This is a genomic window from Thiothrix caldifontis (genome assembly GCF_900107695.1).
Lineage (GTDB): Bacteria > Pseudomonadota > Gammaproteobacteria > Thiotrichales > Thiotrichaceae > Thiothrix > Thiothrix caldifontis.
This window is the reverse complement of record NZ_FNQP01000041.1, coordinates 1-18,615: the sequence shown is the minus strand read 5'-3', so window position 1 is coordinate 18,615 and position 18,615 is coordinate 1. Positions and strand designations below refer to the sequence as shown.

Sequence of the window (18,615 nt, the reverse complement as noted above, 5' to 3'; positions counted from 1 at the left end):
TTTCCAGAAGTGCCAACGTATGGCGAATTTTGTGTGAAATCTACGTCAAATTACTGATTATCCTCATCCAACACTGGATCATGCTCACCGGATTGTGGGAAATACCCCAGCGCAGCCTCACCAAAGGTGTTCAAGCCATTCAGGAACAGGCTTCCCATCTTGCCGCCTGCATCGCTGAGCGACGCAGCTTGATAAAATGCCTCAAGCAACTGGCAAAACTCTTCGCTTCTTCAACCGCTTGCCGACAAAACAAACGGAGGAAAAAACCTAATAATTGGATGAGATTACAGCAAGTTAGGGAATGGAGGGCTTAAAGTTGATGCGTATAAGGCGGTGTTGAACAAAGCCACCGTGAAGAATTGGGCATCTTCCTGCGTCATGTGCCTGTCGACCAAGAGATATTGAGTAAAGAAGGTGAACGCCCAACGATTAATATCCAACAAGCACTAAAAAGCGCTGAAGAAGCGATTAACACCATGACTATTTGGTGGGATGACTTGCTGGCAACGCTCAAAATGATCAGCGCCCACCAAAACCGTGTCGCCGCTTAAAGAAAGGTTACTGACTGAATACCAATCATCGGCTAATCGGGCAGCCTATACACGGGTATGCCTCTTGATAGGCACATCCGTGTCGGTCACAGCTAAAGAGTAAAACCCCAGCAATGCAACCAGAAATTCAAAAAAATCAGCTTAACGTATCCAAGACTGTAGTAGTTGTTGGTGCCGGTGCAACCGGTATGGGGTGTGCATTAACAGTCGCCATGAGTGGCTTGAAAGTGATTTTGGTTGAAAAAACTCGGAAGCCGGGGGGGACGGTAAGACAAGCGCTGATACACACCATTGGCGGACTATTTGATGATCAAGGTGAGCTAATCAATCAGGGACTCTCAGCAGAACTGACGGAACGCTTGATCCAAACCAGCCCACAAACAAAGAAACGGCGGATTGGCAAGACTTGGGTGTTGGATGTTGACCCTGAACACTATACACAAGTCGTTACAGAGTGGCTTGCAACAACAACTGGAATTAGCGCACGTTACCAAACGGAAATCACTCACATTGCTGCCCAAAACACTTATATCAACGAAGTGACAATACATGGCAATAATGATCAAACCTTGACGCTACAGCCCCGTGCGTTGGTCGATGCAACAGGCAATGCCAACATTGTGCGCCTTATCGATGCAACCTTGGTAGATAAAGGCATGGCACTAGGGGTGCTATATTTTATCCTTGCGCAATATTGAACCGAATGTACTTCAGTTCCCCAAAGTGTTGGGGTTATTACGTGAAATTCGCAAGGCAGCAGAACAGGGACAACTTACACCAGAATGTGCCACCGTCTGGCTGGATACTGGCGTCTATCCAGATGAAATTTATGTCAAATTCAATGTAGCAGAAAACGATTACCGGCCAACGTCAATGCAAACCGCTGCAACACAGCTACTAGCGTTTTTACGCCGTTTTCCGGGATTTGCTGACGCCTGTATCCAGAACTACGGTCAACTGGGCATTCGTGATGGGGGGCGTATCCGGGGTGAATACTGCCTAACCGAAAGGGATGTCATAACAGGAAGACAGTTTACCGATACAGCCTGTCAGGCTAGCTGGCCCATTGAACACTGGCATCCCGATCAAGGCATTACGCTTCAATACCTGCCAGCAGGCCAGTCTTACGCCATTCCCCTTCGCAGTCTAAAAGTGGCAGGGTTCAGCAACCTGTGGGCTGCTGGCAAGTGCCTATCTGCCGAACCACGCGCACAGGCATCCGCCCGTGTGGTTGGTACTTGTTGGGCAATGGGCGCGGCCATTGGCAAACACATCAGTGAGAATCTGCAATGAACCAAGCAAAACTCAATCTGGCGGAGTGCTTTTTCCACAAAGCAGAACAGCAGCCCGAACACCCGCTGATATTGGGTCAGGAAACAGCTAATAGCACTAGCTATGCTGAGTTTCGCGCCGAAATTCAGGCATTGGCGCAGCAATTAAAAGCTGCTGGCATTAAACTTGGTGACAATATCGGTATTCACTACCCCAGTGGCGGGCATTATATTGCTTTCGTTTATGCCGTCTGGGTTTGCAATGCCTGCGTCACACCGTTACCGCTGGAATTGACGCCTGCTGAAAAACAACAGATTTTTGAATACGTCCATATGGATGCGGTTATTTCTCATACCCGCATGATGGCGCAAGTCTCAGCCAATACCCAAGGCGAAAGCATTCCGCTCCTGCATCAGGCGATCTTCACCAAAGCCAAATCGTTTTGTACCCCGCCTGCTGAACTGGCAAATGTAAATCCTGCCTTTATCCGGTTCACTTCGGGAACAACTGGCAATGCCAAAGGTGTGGTGTTATCACATGAAGCCATTTATGAACGCATTCATGCTGCTAACAACGTATTGAATATCAGCGAACAAGATCGGATCTTATGGCTATTGTCGATGGATTATCATTTTGCAGTTTCTATCGTTGCCTACCTGACCTTTGGTGCAAGCATTATCTTACCCAAAAACAGCTTCGGCATTACCCTGTTAAACGCCGCCAATAACCATAAAGCCACCTTCATTTATGGTTCGCCAACGCACTACATGCTCATGGTGCAGGATGATACTGGCGTCGAATTACCCAATAGTTTACGGGTTGCCATTGTGACAACAACCGCACTGAGTGCTGATGCCGCTGATGCCTTTCATCAACGTTTCAAGCGCGTACTAAATGAAACCTACGGCATCATTGAACTGGGTTTACCGGCTATCAATATCAGCCAAGCACGGGATAAACAAGGGTCTGTCGGCAAAATCACACCCGATTACGAATTACGGCTGGAAATGATTGATGGTCATGAATACGGCGAAATTACTGTCAGAAGCAAAGGAATGCTGGATGCCTACTACTCACCTTGGCGCTCGCGGGAAACTATCCTAGCGGAACAAGGTGGCTGGTTTCATACCGGCGACCTAGGCAAACTCGATGCAGATGGCTTTCTTTATATTGTTGGACGCAGCAAAGAAATGATCAGTGTTGGGGGCATGAAGTTTTTCCCCGAAGAAGTGGAAACTATACTGGAAAAACACCCGGCCATTGCTGAAGCTGCGGTATTCAGCGCCAAAGATCGCCAATGGGGTGAACCTGCCCAAGCGCATCTCGTATTAACGACAGGCGTGGAATGCCCATCTGACCATGAACTGAGAAGTTACTGTAAGCAGTATCTGGCTACCCATAAAGTGCCTAGCCGGTTTATCTGGGTTGAGCAATTAGCTTATACCGCTAGTGGCAAGAAAATCCGTAACCCCAATAAATTACACCACCTTAATTGAGAGTAGCCATGGAAATACAGGAAGCTTTACGCAACTACATCATTACGGAAGGTCTTCAGGACAATATCCCTGCTGATTTTGATGATGATTATGACCTGATTGATTCAGGTATTATTGATTCGCTATTCATGATGAATCTGGTGACGCATCTTGAACAACAGTACCGTATTGAATTTGGTATGAATGACCTAATACCGAAACATTTCAAGTCAATTAATGCTTTGGCAGCATTCGCCATCAACCAGTTACACGGGAAATAGGTTAGTTTTATGCATACGACCCAAGAAGTATTGCTGGCTACCGGAGAGTGTTTGCACATAACTAACGACACCTTTGCCGCTGCGGTGATTGAAGGATTGCAGGCCGACATGTTGGCAACGCTTGTTGATGGAAAAACCCCAGCCCTTCATATGAAGAATGCCGTTAACCGGGAATGGTGCCAGCAAGTGGCAGATCGGTTTATTCAGCACCCCGCAACAAAAAAAGAAGAGGTCATACCACCCATTTATTCATTGGGTTCTCATCTGTATTCTTGCCCTGAAGGAGAAGAATTCTCTTGTTACTTTCGGGAAATCGAACACATGAATTCGGCTATTGCGAATGTGCTGCCTAATGGTCACGATCCGATTGTCGCTTTCTTGCAAAAGGCTTGTGCATTGAATAACGCCCAATTTGAGTATTTGTCTTATAACGGTGCCAGCGTCCGTCACGGCTCATTGCGGCTTTGGGGAGAGGGTTCTCAGACTTCCAGTGATAACCAATGTTACTTCGCCGCTCCACATGAGGATTACGTCGAAACCAATGCTAATCATCCGTCGCTTTATCAGATCCACGATTCAAACAATGTTTACAGCATCATTCTGTGTATTGATGCCGTTGATGATAAAGAACCGGAAACGCTCGTATGGAATCGGCGCATGACCTTAGAGGAGATTTGTGACCCTCATAACAAACATGCTTGGTCTTCTTACGGATACAAAGAATCCATCATCGAAGGCGTTGAGGCAATGTCAATTCGGTTAAAAAAAGGCGACGCTGCCATTATTCCGGCACACAATGTACATGCGGTAATAGGCTATCCCGGCTTCCGGCGCTGCACTTATATGGCGTTTTTCCATATTATAAAAACGCCAGCCACTGGGTTTTCCAAAATGGTCTTTCGAACCTGATACGCCTGTGTTGTAAAATAGTAACCCCGCAACTTTTATCTAAAGCCAATCTTACTATGACGAATACAAACTTAAAGTACTTGAACGACACGTATGCTACTACCGATAACGGCATCATACTGCGCACTGGACGGGACGATCGCGGTTCATACCTCGTCTTGGATCAGACGATATTTTACCCTCAAGGCGGCGGGCAACCCACTGACACAGGATTCATTCAATCAGGGGCGACCGTCATGAACATTGCGTTCGTAGGTTTCAGCGATGGTGAAGTACTCCACTATATCACTGAAGAACCGTCTCACTTCGATGCACTAGTTGGACAGTCTTGTGAACTGCACGTGGATAAACTGCGGCGCTTGCACCACGCGAAACTGCACACCGCAGGCCATGTCATTGCCGGAATTATTGATGCACGGAGAGGCTCAATGCGGGCAGTAAAAGGTTTTCATTTTGATGATGGCCCTTATGTAGAATTCGAGGGCAAACAGGAAGGCGAAGCCGAGTCCTTTCTCGCAACGCTACAGACAGAGATTGATGCACTCATTAATCAAAACCCAACGGTAACGGCTGCACTACTGACTTATGACGAACTAAAACAACGTTGCTGGAATATCCCACCCAATATACCCGAAGACAAGCCCTTGCGAACCGTTACGATAGGACAGTTAGATGCTTCGCCTTGTGGAGGGACGCATGTTGCCAGTCTCGCTGAAATCGAAGCCATATCCCTGCTAAAAATCAAAAGCAAAAAGGGAAACACCAAAATTAGTTATCGGATAGGCAATAGTGGCTAAACGAACTGTAACCAATCCACGTGATTATTTAAGAAACCTAGGGAAACCAGAGATGTTAGACAAAATCCTTGCCGTGTGGGGAACCCCACGAACCCGGTCTACGACGTTTTTGTGGATGATGAAACAGCGCGGCGACTTCCATACGTTCCATGAACCTTTTGGACAGTCTTTTTATCTCAGTGAAGACCGCAGAAGCAACCGGGCAAGCGACCAGCCACCCCGTGCCGATATGAACTACCAAGCGATATTGGATATGCTCGAATCCCATAAAGGGCAGGAAGGGCGTTCGGTTTTCATTAAGGACTTAACGTATCATGTCGCGGGTATGTGTGACGCAGATTTTATGTCTCACTTTCACAATGTGTTTCTGATCCGCGATCCGGCAAAAACACTGCCATCTCTTTACTCTTTGTTACCCGATTTCGCCGATGATGAAGTGGGATACGACACCCAATATCAAATGTATGAAATTGCACTGGCATCCAGCAACGGTGCACCGCCGGTCATTATTGATGCCGATGAGTTGGCAGATAACCCAGAGGCAATGATACGCGGCTTTTGCGAGCGACTTGGTATCCCCTTTATTCCAGAGTCGTTACAGTGGGATAACATTCCGCCCTCAACCAAACTGACCTGGTGGATTGGTGGCGATGATCACCACGGAAATTTGAAAACCAGCACAGGTTTCCGCACCAACCGCTTCAAGGATTATGTTGATGTGTCCGACGTTCCCAAGCTGGCTAAAGCCTATGAAGAGTGCCTGCCTTACTATCAGAAGCTCTATGCCAACCGCCTGAACACATCATCTTGATCCCTGAGACATTTGAGGAAACACCATGAACCGCTTTGAAGTAGAATCCACTTTAGATCACCTATGCAAACCGTCGTTGGTTCAAATCCAACCTAACCTTTATGCGGCGAAGTTCGACCTGATGAAGATCGTTCCGGCACGTTATATTGTGGAACAAGCCTTGAAAAGCGGTGCATTAAAACCCGGCGGTTTAGTGGTAGAAAGCAGTTCCGGCACATTTGCACTGGGTTTGGCGCAAACCTGTGTGACGTTGGGGCTTAAACTCGCACTCAAAACAGGGCCAGTAGAACCCATTGTGGCGTGGCGTTTACGTCACTTGGGTGCGCAAATTGATACCGTTGAAAGCACTGCGGGTAATCTTCGGGAGATTCAAGAGCAACGCTTCAATTTGGTGCGGCAAACACTCGCCGATGTTCCCGGCTCGTTTTGGCCACGGCAACACGATAACCCACAACACCCTGAGGCTTATCACGCTATTGCGCAGTCTATCGGCGAGACTTTAGGTAAAGTCGATGTGGTTATCGCCACGATCGGCAGTGGCGGCTCTTTGTTTGGATTTGCCAGACCACTGCGTGCAGCTAACCCTAACCTGAAAGTGATCGCGGTAGACCACAACCTTTCCGTTATTTTTGGCCCCACATCAGAAAAGGTTTACCCGCTGTGTGACGAAAATTATGTGCCATTACTGGGAATGGGATCAGATATTGTGTTCCCGAATGTGGCTCATGCCGAGTGTGATGAGGTGCATTGGGTTCCTATTGCCCAGATGATCAATGCCGTGCATGAACTACACCGGACAACCGGCTTGCTTGTTGGACCCACCTCCGGTGCCGCTTTATCCGTGGCGAACTGGGTTGCGCGTAATAACCCGGAACTCAGGGTGCTAACCGTGTTCCCCGATCATGGCATCCGTTACATGAACACGGTTTACAATCCGCAGTGGTTAAGTGAACGCGCAGACGAATTACAACGTAGCTGGTCTGAGCCGGAACTCTGTCGCTCACCCACCGAAGTTGCTGGCGAATGGACTTACTTCCCTTGGGAACGCCGCAGCTATGAAGAGGTATTGGGACATCCGCCGGTTTCCCGTGAGTCTCGTGTGAGTGAGGCTGACTGAAGATGAGCCAATACCCAACGGCATCCAAGATGCGAGTTCCCCGTGAATTAGAGATCGTATTGAATGGACCAATAGGCCCACAACGCTTACGTGACGATACCATCGTCATTGAAAAGGATGGTTGGTATCGCACTCTCACGCCTTCGGCGACTTTCTCCGCTGCCAACGAGATACTGTTTTGTAATCTTGATAAGCGAGACCCGGATAGTCATATTGACGCTATCATTGCCGAGTACCAAAACCGTAGGCTTCCTCTCAGTTGGTGTGTTTATCCTTGGACGCAACCCGCAGACTTAGGTAAACGGCTGTTAGCACGTGGTGCAACGGGTTCAAACGTCCGGGCGTATCTGACGGACACCGCCCTACCCCTCAAAGTTGTTGAGGGTGTAGACGTTGAACATGTCGCCCCTGCATCAACCGAAGGGCTTGAAACATACATCAGTACATTATCTGCTGGGTACGCTCTTCCTGCTGATGAAGAAGCTTTCCGGCGTAGCCGTTACCGTCAATTAATGGCAGAACCTAACCCTGTGATGCACCTTTTCATTGCACGTTGTGATGGTGTTGTCACAGGTTGCTCAGCCATGATCGTCAAACAAGGTTCTGCGCATTTGACCAGTAGCAGTGTGCTCCCGGCATTCCAGGGGCGCGGCGTTTTTCAATCACTGATCGCCACCTCCCTAGCAACATTGCGTGAGATGGGCATTCCGTTTGCGAGTGGGCATTCCAATGATAAGTCAGCATTTTGGGTTGAGCGTTTCGGTTTCAAGTTCATCTACGCCTACACCATTTATGAACTAGAAAATTCATCACCCCTTGGCTGAGGTAAACATGTCTTTCATACCTTTTGAAATTGAAGTCATCCAGTCAAAGTGGGAAAAGCAGATTGAATTCAATCTGGTTGAGAGTGGGGTTCACCCACTGCGACTGGCGGAATTGTTGGCATTGCCGGGCGGCGAGTTAAGCATAGCGGATCTGTTAGACACCGAACTCAATTATCCGCATGTTAATGGCATCCCCGAATTACGCGAAAATATTGCTCGCCTTTATTCGCTTAATGCCCATACAACAGCACAAGCAGAGAATATTTTGGTAACGGTCGGTGCATCGGAAGCTAACAACATTGTGATGCAGACACTGATGCAACCCGGTGATGAGCTATTGACCCAAACCCCTACTTATATGCAAGTCTGGGGTATGGCACTGAATGCGGGTTACCCGGTAAAAACGTTTGGTATGTTACCCGACGCTGGGTGGGCGCTGGATATTGACGCGCTGTATCGGCAGCTTTCTCGGCGCACTAAAATCATTGCGGTTTGCAACCCGAATAATCCAACGGGCTACATTATGACAGAGGCAGAAATGGATGCCATTGTCGATGCAGCAGACCGAGTAGGAGCCTGGATTCTTGCGGATGAAGTCTACCGGGGTGCGGAACGCCTTCAGGAAAATGAAACCCCATCGTTTTTCGGTCGCTATGACAAAGTGCTGTGTTTGGGCAGTTTAAGCAAGGCGTATGGTTTACCGGGGTTGCGGATTGGTTGGGTGGCAGGCCCAGCTCCCATGATTGAGGATTTGTGGCGCAGACACGAATACACCACGGTTTCCGCGACCATGCTGAGTAACAAACTGGCTGCACATGCCCTTTCGCCAGCCATACGCCCGCAACTCATCCAGCGCACTCGGCAATACGTCAAAAACGGTTTTCCGTTGCTGGAAACCTGGATGCAAGAACAACAAGGCTTGTTTAGTTATGTGCCCCCTCAAGCCTCGGCAATTACCTTTATTCGCTATCATCTGGATATTAACTCCACACAATTGATGGAAACACTTTGCCGTGAAGCCAGCGTGTTCGTTGGGGCTGGGGATGCCTTTGGCATGGATCACCACCTGAGGATTGCATTTGGGCAGGATAAAGCGGTGCTGGATGAAGCATTTACACGCATTAGCCGGGTATTGAAAACGTACTCGACCCGCACAATCTAGAGGCGAACTTCCATGTATATCACCACTCCCCTGTTGCAAACCCAACATTTAAAGTCCTGGGATCTGACCCCGCGCCAGTTTTGCGATCTGGAAATGTTGTTAAGTGGAGCATTCGCCCCCTTACAAGGCTTCATGAATGCAGCAGAATATCATCAGGTACGAAACCATCAACACTTAAACAGTGGGAAATATTGGTTAACCCCGGTATTGCTGGATGTGACACCTAGCTTTGCGAACAGCCTAAGCATCGGCGAAACCATCGCCTTGCGGGATGCAGAAGGGATGTTACTGGCAGTTTTTACAGTTGAAGGGCAATTTCGTGCAGCCCCTCCAGACAGCGACGCCATCGACGCGGTATGTTTAGAGGGGCAGTTGCAAGGAATTGCCCTGCCCAAACACTATCATGCCGCACAAGAACACCAGACACCGGCACAAGTGCAAACGTATTTCCGCGAGAAAGGTTGTCAAAACGTCATTGCAGTATTGCCGCAGCAAGCTATTCACCGGCTGCAATGGGAAAGCGCGTGTTCTTATGCACAAAACCTGCAAGCGGGCATATTGGTTCAAGCGGCTATCGGCCTTGCTCACCCCGAAGATCCCGCCCACTTTACCCGCTTACGCTGTTATCGGCAGGTATTGCAACGCTGTTCCACACCAGTGCAACTGAATTTGCTGAACCATGCATCCAGAGGAGAGCCTTTACAGGAAATGTTGTTACGGGTACTGGTGTTACACAACTTCGGCGTGACCCACCTACTCGTGACACCAGCACAAGCTGACACCCTCACTCCCCATATTGCCACTTTAGGGCTTAAGCTGCTGATCGAACCCGCTCCCCCAGTGGAAGAAATCCCGCTACGCGCCTATCGGGATGTAGAACTAAGCCATCATCTGCACCAAGGCTTGTCTGTACCCGCTGAGTTTTCTTACCCCGAAGTGTTGTCAGAATTGCAACGCTCTTACCCGCCGCGTCATCGTCAGGGCTTTGTGGTATTTTTCACAGGCTTATCCGGTTCGGGCAAATCGACACTCGCCAATGCCTTGCTCATGCGTTTGATGGAGATAGGAGGACGTTCCGTTACCTTGTTGGACGGCGATGTGGTACGCAAACACCTTTCCAGTGAATTGAACTTCTCCAAAGAACACCGCGACATCAATGTGCGCCGTATTGGTTTCGTTGCCAGTGAAATTGCCAAAAGTGGCGGCATTGCCATTTGTGCGCCGATTGCGCCTTACACCCAAATACGCCGCGAAGTACGTCAACTGGTCAGCGACAAAGGTGGGTTCATGGAAATACATGTTGCCACCCCGCTCAGTGAGTGCGAAAAACGTGATACCAAAGGGCTGTATGCCAAAGCGCGTGCAGGCATTCTCAAAGGTTTCACCGGGATAGATGACCCCTACGAAATTCCAGAAAACCCTGAGGTATGCCTTGATACCAGCCACCGCAGCCCAGCTGAATGCGTCAATCAAATTCTGCAATGTTTAATCAATATGGGCTACTTACCCTCAACAATAGCGTGCTCGGCATGATGAATTCAATAGAACAAACCCTTTATGAAACCCTACATGGTTGGTACGAAGCTATTCATCTACATGACCTACAAACCGCCGCTGACATGCTTACACCTGACTTCAGGATCGTGGAACATACCGAGATACTCGACAAAGCCGAGTTGCTGGCACGGCTGGAAGATGGCATGGCTTACGGCACACAAACCTCTGAACTGGTGGATTTCAACGCACAAAGCCAAGGTGACTTTGCATGGGCTACCTTGCGAAACTGCGAAGTGTGGACACCCAACGACGCTGAACCACCGATGGATTTAGAATTTGTCGAAACGGTTATTTTCCAATACCTTGATGGACGTTGGCTGATTGCCCATTACCATGCTACCAATACCAATCCATTGCCACCGCCAGATACAGAAGCATGATCACAAAGCGTAAGCGCATCCAATTTGGCGAAGACAGTTTCATCGAACAAATCCTTACCGGGCGTAAGACTGTCACGCTCTGCCCTGCGGAAGATTATGACCAACCGTGGGGCGAGTACAGTGATGGTGGCTGGCAAGTGGGTGATGAGGTCGACGTGTACGATACCACTGGCTGTTTGCGCGGGTCGATCGTAGTAACGCAGGTTCAGCCCATTACCTTCGGGGAAGCAGCCACAACGTTATGGCATGAAGATGGTTACAACAATCATGAGGCATTTCTTGAAGATTATCAACAAGCATGGTTGGACGCACAGAGCAATACAGCACTGATTTCCCTACACTTTTACCTATTGAGTTAAGGAGTGTTTTTCAATCCGCCCTTCATCCATCTTCCACACCCGATCCGCCACATGGAAATAATGGTCGTCATGTGTGACGGCAATAATAGTTTTACCCATACTTTTCACCTCACCCAATAAGGTTTCGTAAAAATACTGGCGAAATTGCGGGTCTTGATCTGCCGCGAACTCATCCATGACTAAAATGGGGCGGTCTTCCAGCATCGCCGCAATGAATGCCAAACGCTTACGCTGCCCGGTTGACAGGTTCGTTGAGGTAAAGCCGCCATTTTTATATTCGACTTTATGCTGCATCTGCATTTTTTCCAGCCATTCATTCACCTTCTGCACATCCACATCCGGCACGCCATAGAATTTATCAAATAGATGGAAATCGGTGAAAATAATCGAAAACAAACGGCGGTAAGCCGCATAAGTACCAACATCAATCGGCGTATCATCTACTGACAACCCGCCTGTTTGCGGATAATATAAACCCGTTAGCAATTTCAAAAAAGTAGATTTGCCACTACCATTACCGCCAATAATAAACAGTAACTCACCCCGTTGGATTTTTTCATTAAACGGCCCAACACCAAATGCTGCGCCAGTCGTGGATGGGTAGCTAAACTGCATACAATCAATACTCAGTGTATTAAAATCCTGAAAGTTGACAGTATTGGCTGCAATAACCTGCGAATGGGCAATGGCATTATCCATAGTGGTTTCCAATGCAAACACATCCTCAACTGCCAGATTAACGCGGTTCAGTATCGGAATAATATTAACCAATGCAGTCACAGAACCGGTTAAAAACAACAAAGTAGCCACAATCTTAAAAATATCTTGCGTCTGCTCATGCAGCAAGTTAGGCAGAATAAACACCATAATGGGTAACAGCGCATAAATAAACAAACGCCCAAAACCCCAGATTGTGGCTTCCAGTTTACCTACTTCATATTTAATCAATTGGGCATCATGAGAGGCTGAGGTAATCCCTTTTAGCAAATCCTTCGCTTTTTGCTCATTCACTTTAATTTCTTTAAAACCATTCACCAAATGCGAAATGGAAGCGAAGTAAGACTCTTCCTTTTGCTTCACGGTATGCAATGCCGCACGAATCGCTTGCGATTGCATCAGGAAATACACCACCCCTAACCCAATCGCCAACAAGGTAATCACAAAACTGGCAACCGATACATACCCCAAATACAGCAATGAAAACACCATCAGCGCGAACATCTGAAATGCGCCAATAATTTGCGGAATCGACTGCGAGATCAGCGTATCACTTTGCGTCAAACGACTATACAGTTCATTGCTGCCTTGCGTTTCGATGAATGCCAGCTCAACCTGCTGAACCTTGCGCGTCAAACGGCTGCGGGTATTGAAGATGGCCTCTTCAACCATCTGGATAGCTTGCCCAAAGGCATACCACTGCCCATACAGAAACAGTACAAAAGCCGTGATATACAGCAAAAAATACTGAGTCAGATCTGCGTTTTGGGTAACAGCTTCCGCTGCATGGTTAATAATCCCCAGCAATAAACTGTTGGCGATACCGGAGACCGTCGCAATCAGTAAGACCTGCCAGTAAGAACTGCGGTTTTCCCGTTCGATAAATCGCATGAGTGGCATGTTAATCGTTGGCATTTATCACCTAAACTGTTTCCCGAATTCGCCGCAAAATATCTTTTACCTGCGACACCGATTGCATCAAAATGGGTAAACGATCAAGGCTACCCTGAAAGTTCCAAAAATACGTAACAATGGAAAAGATTGTACCTGCCTCAATCCCCGGTGTCTGTGCGGTATAAACAAAAACATAAATTGTAGCCATCACCACGAATAACTCAATCACCCCCCAAGTTCGCGCTTCCAAATCTGACGTTTTAACCCGCAAAAAACGCATCAAATGAAAGTGTTGCTGCAAACGTAATAAAGACCCCTGATGAATCAAAGTAGCCCGACGTTCCAGATTATTATTAATGCTGCGGTTTAGACGATTAATCGGTTTCCACAACAGTCCGTTTAATAACAAAACCGGAATCAACATTAAGACTGCTGCTGCGACAATATGCCAGTCAAACAACATCAGCATGACCAAGGAACCGACGAAGGTAATCAACATTGCCACAATATCGGGAATATCACGTTCTAGAAAATCCACTGCCTCGCGAATCAAGGTGGAACGTGCCACCAATTTGCTCGTACTCGTCCCAAGCGTGCGCTGCTGTTCAATCACTCGGACGGCTAATTCCGCATAAAGACTCATGAATACGCGCGTATCATACATCTTGCGCCCTACCGTCAAGGCTGCCAGCACCAACCACAATCCGATGAACAAGCCCAACGGTAAAAAATCATTCCCCAACAAACCATTGATAGCATTACCAATAGCCAAAGGTAGTAACAGACCCAGCACCTGTTCGGTTATGCTCAAACCGTAAGTCAGGCTTAATCTGCCGCGATACTGCGCCAACAATTGAGTGACTACATTGGTTTTTTTGAGGGCTGACATTTACTGGGCATTCCCATCTTGCTGTTTACCCAGTGTAGTGAGCAAATTAGGCTTTAGTGAAGCTGAGGCATTTTCCTGCGCCAATAACGGCTTGCTGGCAATGCCCACACCCGCCAAAATTTGCAATGCCGCCAACACTTCGACCAGCAAGAAACCACCGTGGAAGAACAACACTCCCGCGACACTCGCCAAACTCATGCCCGCAGCCGTGTTGAAATTCTTATTGATGTTGTCATCCAGCGCGTGTGACAAATCCATCAGGGTAATGAATTGCTGAAGGTCAGCATCCATCAGTACCACTTGTGCGGTATCGGTGGCAGCGGTGGTTGCACCACTTAAAGACACCGACACATCCGCCTGTTTCAGCGCGATCGCGTCATTAATCCCATCGCCGATGAAACACACATTGCGCCCTTCAGCCTGCAACTGCTTGACCAAATCGGCTTTGCGTTCCGGCAAGGTATTGGCAAAGTAACCGTCAATCCCCAGCTCATTCGCCAGCGCTTTGGTGGGCAATTCGCTATCGCCGGAAATAATGTAAAGCTGCAAACCGCGCTCATGCAGGTTGCGCACAATTTCAGCCGCTTCCGGTCGAGTCGTGGCTTTCAGTTCCAGAATCCCGGCTAATTCGCCATCCGCCGCAAGGTATACCAGTGAATGTCCGTTGGCACTGCACGCGGTTTCCAACGTTTGCATATCCGCCGGAATCGCGATGTTTTCCGCATCCATAAACCGGCGGCTACCAACCGCAATCCACTGCCCTTGCAACTTGACCTTGATCCCAAACCCAACTTCGTATTGCGCATCATCAATGCTGGGCAATGCCAACTGCTGTTCAGCAGCAGCGGCGATAATCGCTTGAGCAACCGGATGAGACTGACGGTGTTCCGCCGCTGCCGCCAAAGTCAGCACTTCTGTAGAGGTGCGTTCCCCAACCGGATGCACCGCAATCACATGCGGTTGTTCAATAGTCAAGGTGCCGGTTTTGTCGAACACCACCGTGTCGATTTGCTTCAGGCGTTCAAGGGAGTCACCGTTCTTGACCAGAATCCGGTGTTTGGAAGCCACATTCAGGAAATTGAGCATGGTCAACAAGCGCAACCACACCATGTTCAAGGTGAAGTTAGAACCCAGTACTGCTGTTGCTCCCGCTGTCCCCACCAGCGGCAAACTGATTGCCCCCAAGCCCATCATTGGCCACAAGGTGCGATCCGCAATCTTCATGGCACGCGCTTCCATCGACAATTGGAATTCAGTGCTGCGGTTGAGTATTTCACCAATCTGCGCGGCACTGGTTTCTTCGCCAGTCTTTTCCACCTGCACGAAAATACGCCCGCCCAATACAATGGTAGCGGCAAGTACAGAATCTCCCACGCTTTTGTCCACCGGTTGCGATTCGCCCGTGAGCATGTGTTGATCAATCGAAGCAATACCTTCCACGATCACGCCATCCACGGGGATGGTATGCCCCACATCCAACACCAGCACATCCCCCGCTTTTAGTTGCGCAAACGGGATTTCCATTTCCGTGCCATCGACCACTACCCACACCGAGCGCGGTTGCTGCTGGAAAATATTCACCAACTCGTAACGTGATACGTCTTCACACACCATCATTACTTTCTGGGCAACACTGCCGATGATTGCGCCCAACATCCCCACCACGTAAAAGCCACCCAGCCACATGCCGGAAAAATACACCGCCATCAGGTGTGCGGTACTCAAACGGCGTTCCTTGACGGCAATTTCATAGGCTACCCGATAAATCGGCAAGGTAAGGTATAACCCTGCGGCAATCACCACGGGTACAATCCACCCCAATCCGGCAAGCGCACCAACACCCAGCAAACCCAATGCCCCTGCACCCAACGCCATCTGGCGGTTGATCGCCTTTTCCTCTGGTGACAGGCACAACTCACGCCCTGCCGACAACTCCTGCAAATATTGCTCGCGAGCGCTGCCCGCTAAACGCGGGTCAAGATGGCGCTTAATCCACAGTTGGTAATGGTTATCCAGTTTTTCCAGCGACAGACCCGCCGCCACCAGCCGTTGCGCCAAGCTTGGCGATTGTTGCGCAACTAGGGCAATGAAACGTTGCGTGAGAGTAGTGCTATCCTCTTCCAGTGGTTTACCCGCCAAAGCTTCGACCAAGCGACGCTTCTTGAAACGTTTGCGGTTAGCAAAAGTGGTATTAACGCCGATCAGGGCAGCTCCACCGGCAAATACGCCAACGGCGATAGGAATCATGGGGTTATCCTTGTAACTGAAGTATTGATCATTTTGGGTTTATTAGCAGCGGTCAGGGCAGCGTAACGGCGGCGCAATTGCGGCCAAAAGACATTCAACAGCCCTACCCCCATCGCGGAATAGAAAATGCCAATGGAAGTGGCATACCCCACCACATTCAGGAACGTGCCACCGATACTGGCAGCATTAGGCGCAGTCGTGAGCCACAAACTGCGCTGCATACTCGCTTCAAACCGCTGCGACAGGCTAAACAGGTTGTGTAAATGTTGCGGGTTTTGATCCAGCAAAATCACCCGTGCGGTATCTTGTGTCAGGGTGCTAACCCCATTGAGCGAAATCGCCACTTGTGCCAACTTCATCGGCACGGCATCACGAATACCGTCACCGACATACGCCACAAAGCCGTTTTCCGCCAAACGTTGCACCAAGGCGGTTTTATCGTTCGGCATGGCATTGCTGACGACATGGGTAATCCCCAAATGCGTTGCCCACTGTTCAGCCACTTCCACCGTTTCAGCCGCCACTAGCCACAAGGTCAATCCTTGAGTACGCAAGGCATTGACACCTTCCAGCGTACCTGCCCGCAGCGTTACCTCACCAGACTCATCCAGCACTAGCAACGAAGCCAAATCGAGGATCACGGTATCAATCTTATCGACCTGCTCCAGCACCCGCCCATCCTTAATCAGAATGCCTTCCTGCGCGGCAGCTTGCAGGAACTCCATTACCGTCAGCAACCCAAACAGGCGCATATTGTAGCAAGGGCTCATCATCATCACTGCCAGCACTGCATTCAAGCCGCCCACCGGGTATGCCAGCACACTCAATGCCACGCCGGGCAAGGCAAAACGGTCAGCCAAGGCTTTGCCACGCAATTCCACATCAGCCGCATACAGCGCACTGTTATCAAACACATGGCGCAGTTCTGCCAATGCAGTGGCACTCCCCATCTTTTCAACCTGCAACTGCAAACGCCCGGCGTGCAGCACACTACCGGCGAAAACGGTGTCACCGACGTGTTTAGTGACAGGCTCTGTCTCGCCTGTCAGCAGACTTTGCACCACCAATACTTCAGTCGCGCAAACCACGCCATCCACCGGTACTGTCTGCCCCGCCTCCAGCACCAGCACATCACCAACCTTGAGCTCGGCAAAAGCAATGGCTATTTCCACACCATCCTGCAACACCCATATTTGCTCAGGCTCAACAACTGCCAAATGCGCCAGTTGGTTCTTGGCATTGCTTTTACTGGTGGCAATCACTTTGAGGAAGAACGAATACAACCAATTGCTGAATGTGGTCAACGCCAATACTTGCGGGTTGATGACGCTGTACATCAGGGTTAATGCCGAAAGAATCACGTCCACCCCCACCACCGTCAGGCGGTGTTCCTCACGTAAATCGCGCCAAGCATCGCGCAACAGGGGGTAAGTGGTATAGGCAATACCGGGAATCAGCAGATACAGGGAAGCAGGGAACACCACCATGCTGACCACCGCACTACCCATCATCACTGAGGTTTGCAGGAAATATTGACGGGCTTCGCGTTCTTCCTCGCTCATGATTTCCGTCTGTTTTTTCAGCGTCGCCCAATCGCGCCGATGGTTGGGTACGAGCCTGTCAATCAAACGCGGGCGACGCACCCGTCTGACCACATAACTTGCGCCACCCACCGCTGCCAGTTCCAGAATCATGCTTCACCTCTTATGTGCCGTTTGCCAACCAAGGGCTGCCGTAACCCCGTCTGTGGCAAGGGTAAATGCCCCTGTTGCGCCAGCCATGCAAAATAATCTGCAAAAGCCTGCTGATCCACCACCGGACAATCAATCCCAGAACCCGCTAATCCCGCCTGTGTATTGCGCTCATCAAACAGAATATGTTCCGGCTCACGCGAAAAATCATAATGGGTGAACAGTGATAACAGCGGGTGTAAGCCAATTTCAGGGTCATCTTTGGCACGGCGCAACAATTCTGCCTGCCATTGCTGCGGCGCTAACAAGCGAATGCTATAACCCAAACTGAGCAAGGCTTGGTAAGCCAAATTAGCACGGGTATTCTGCGGATTACCCTATACGCATCAACTTTAACCCGCGAAAGCGGTCTCCCTCTCTGGTAGGCTATTAGTTTTGCACACCGAATAGATCGACTTCGACAAGGAGACCGCGCATTGATACTGACAAAAGTAGCCACCGCATTGCAAGCCATCTTGTATGAAAAAGCGGACGCGTTAGCAAAAAAAGCGGCTTCATTCAACGCCAGCGCAAACTCAGCGGCTCGAACTTCATCCGCAGCTTGGTGTTTGGCTGGATGGGCAATCCTGCCAGCACATTGGATGGATTAAGTCGGACAGCCGCCTTCCAACAGCTCCCCATT

At 49.3% G+C, this 18,615-nt stretch carries 21 protein-coding genes; 15 read left to right on the top strand and 6 right to left on the bottom strand.

What is annotated here, in order from left to right:
• Nucleotides 1–50: 50 nt before the first annotated feature.
• Entirely contained in the window at nucleotides 51–209 is a 159-nt protein-coding gene (locus tag BLV87_RS19605) for a hypothetical protein (protein WP_175517813.1), read from the bottom strand.
• Between the two features lie 192 nt (nucleotides 210–401).
• Here BLV87_RS19605 and BLV87_RS18355 point away from each other — a divergent pair, with 192 nt between their 5' ends.
• The 14 genes from BLV87_RS18355 to BLV87_RS18290 all read left to right on the top strand — a co-directional run bounded on the left by BLV87_RS18355 (nucleotide 402) and on the right by BLV87_RS18290 (nucleotide 11,495).
• Nucleotides 402–551 (top strand): hypothetical protein, encoded by a 150-nt coding sequence (locus BLV87_RS18355; RefSeq protein WP_175518069.1) that lies wholly within the window; start codon nucleotides 402–404, stop codon nucleotides 549–551.
• 113 nt (nucleotides 552–664) lie between these two features.
• Nucleotides 665–1,249 carry an FAD-dependent oxidoreductase gene (locus tag BLV87_RS18350; protein WP_093071048.1) on the top strand — a complete coding sequence of 195 codons (585 nt, stop codon included), beginning with the start codon at nucleotides 665–667 and terminating at the stop codon, nucleotides 1,247–1,249.
• Nucleotides 1,236–1,844: an FAD-dependent oxidoreductase gene (locus tag BLV87_RS18345; protein WP_093071047.1), complete on the top strand. Its 609-nt coding sequence runs from the start codon at nucleotides 1,236–1,238 to the stop codon at nucleotides 1,842–1,844. Before BLV87_RS18350 ends, BLV87_RS18345 begins: the two co-directional genes overlap by 14 nt.
• A complete protein-coding gene (locus BLV87_RS18340) occupies nucleotides 1,841–3,319 on the top strand; it encodes a class I adenylate-forming enzyme family protein (RefSeq protein ID WP_093071045.1) in 1,479 nt (492 codons plus the stop codon). The genes BLV87_RS18345 and BLV87_RS18340 overlap by 4 nt, the downstream gene beginning before the upstream one ends.
• 8 nt (nucleotides 3,320–3,327) lie before the next feature.
• Nucleotides 3,328–3,579, top strand: a complete 252-nt coding sequence (locus BLV87_RS18335) for a phosphopantetheine-binding protein (RefSeq protein WP_093071044.1) — start codon at nucleotides 3,328–3,330, stop codon at nucleotides 3,577–3,579.
• 9 nt (nucleotides 3,580–3,588) lie between these two features.
• A complete protein-coding gene (locus BLV87_RS18330; RefSeq protein ID WP_093071042.1) occupies nucleotides 3,589–4,488 on the top strand; it encodes a hypothetical protein in 900 nt (299 codons plus the stop codon).
• A gap of 56 nt (nucleotides 4,489–4,544) precedes the next feature.
• On the top strand, nucleotides 4,545–5,285 hold the full coding sequence (locus BLV87_RS18325) for an alanine--tRNA ligase-related protein (protein WP_093071041.1): 741 nt from the start codon (nucleotides 4,545–4,547) through the stop codon (nucleotides 5,283–5,285).
• 52 nt (nucleotides 5,286–5,337) lie between these two features.
• A complete protein-coding gene (locus BLV87_RS18320) occupies nucleotides 5,338–6,096 on the top strand; it encodes a sulfotransferase-like domain-containing protein (RefSeq protein WP_093071039.1) in 759 nt (252 codons plus the stop codon).
• Between the two features lie 25 nt (nucleotides 6,097–6,121).
• On the top strand, nucleotides 6,122–7,213 hold the full coding sequence (locus BLV87_RS18315; protein WP_093071038.1) for a pyridoxal-phosphate dependent enzyme: 1,092 nt from the start codon (nucleotides 6,122–6,124) through the stop codon (nucleotides 7,211–7,213).
• Nucleotides 7,214–7,215: 2 nt separating this feature from the next.
• Nucleotides 7,216–8,037, top strand: coding sequence for a GNAT family N-acetyltransferase (locus BLV87_RS18310; protein ID WP_093071036.1), 822 nt, complete (start codon nucleotides 7,216–7,218; stop codon nucleotides 8,035–8,037).
• A gap of 7 nt (nucleotides 8,038–8,044) precedes the next feature.
• Nucleotides 8,045–9,199 (top strand): aminotransferase class I/II-fold pyridoxal phosphate-dependent enzyme, encoded by a 1,155-nt coding sequence (locus BLV87_RS18305; RefSeq protein ID WP_093071034.1) that lies wholly within the window; start codon nucleotides 8,045–8,047, stop codon nucleotides 9,197–9,199.
• Nucleotides 9,200–9,211: 12 nt separating this feature from the next.
• The gene (gene cysC, locus BLV87_RS18300; protein WP_093071033.1) at nucleotides 9,212–10,732 is read left to right on the top strand and encodes an adenylyl-sulfate kinase; all 1,521 of its coding nucleotides are present in this window, start codon (nucleotides 9,212–9,214) and stop codon (nucleotides 10,730–10,732) included.
• Complete coding sequence (locus BLV87_RS18295) at nucleotides 10,729–11,136, top strand: YybH family protein (protein WP_175518067.1); 408 nt, start codon at nucleotides 10,729–10,731, stop codon at nucleotides 11,134–11,136. The genes cysC and BLV87_RS18295 overlap by 4 nt, the downstream gene beginning before the upstream one ends.
• A complete protein-coding gene (locus BLV87_RS18290) occupies nucleotides 11,133–11,495 on the top strand; it encodes an ASCH domain-containing protein (RefSeq protein ID WP_093071029.1) in 363 nt (120 codons plus the stop codon). Before BLV87_RS18295 ends, BLV87_RS18290 begins: the two co-directional genes overlap by 4 nt.
• On the opposite strand, the gene BLV87_RS18285 is transcribed toward BLV87_RS18290, so the two are convergent.
• The 5 genes from BLV87_RS18285 to BLV87_RS18265 are packed head-to-tail and all read right to left on the bottom strand — an operon-like array spanning nucleotide 11,484 to nucleotide 18,283.
• Nucleotides 11,484–13,127: a cyclic peptide export ABC transporter gene (locus BLV87_RS18285; protein WP_093071028.1), complete on the bottom strand. Its 1,644-nt coding sequence runs from the start codon at nucleotides 13,125–13,127 to the stop codon at nucleotides 11,484–11,486. The genes BLV87_RS18290 and BLV87_RS18285 overlap by 12 nt on opposite strands.
• A gap of 7 nt (nucleotides 13,128–13,134) precedes the next feature.
• Entirely contained in the window at nucleotides 13,135–13,995 is an 861-nt protein-coding gene (locus BLV87_RS18280; RefSeq protein ID WP_093071026.1) for an ABC transporter six-transmembrane domain-containing protein, read from the bottom strand.
• Nucleotides 13,996–16,242: a heavy metal translocating P-type ATPase gene (locus tag BLV87_RS18275; RefSeq protein WP_093071025.1), complete on the bottom strand. Its 2,247-nt coding sequence runs from the start codon at nucleotides 16,240–16,242 to the stop codon at nucleotides 13,996–13,998. It abuts the gene before it with no gap.
• Complete coding sequence (locus tag BLV87_RS18270) at nucleotides 16,239–17,936, bottom strand: HAD-IC family P-type ATPase (RefSeq protein ID WP_093071023.1); 1,698 nt, start codon at nucleotides 17,934–17,936, stop codon at nucleotides 16,239–16,241. Before BLV87_RS18270 ends, BLV87_RS18275 begins: the two co-directional genes overlap by 4 nt.
• The gene (locus tag BLV87_RS18265) at nucleotides 17,933–18,283 is read right to left on the bottom strand and encodes a hypothetical protein (protein ID WP_093071022.1); all 351 of its coding nucleotides are present in this window, start codon (nucleotides 18,281–18,283) and stop codon (nucleotides 17,933–17,935) included. Before BLV87_RS18265 ends, BLV87_RS18270 begins: the two co-directional genes overlap by 4 nt.
• Before the next feature lie 126 nt (nucleotides 18,284–18,409).
• On the opposite strand from BLV87_RS18265, the gene BLV87_RS19600 reads away from it, so the two are divergent.
• A complete protein-coding gene (locus BLV87_RS19600) occupies nucleotides 18,410–18,583 on the top strand; it encodes a hypothetical protein (RefSeq protein WP_175517799.1) in 174 nt (57 codons plus the stop codon).
• The last annotated feature ends 32 nt before the right edge of the window (nucleotides 18,584–18,615 follow it).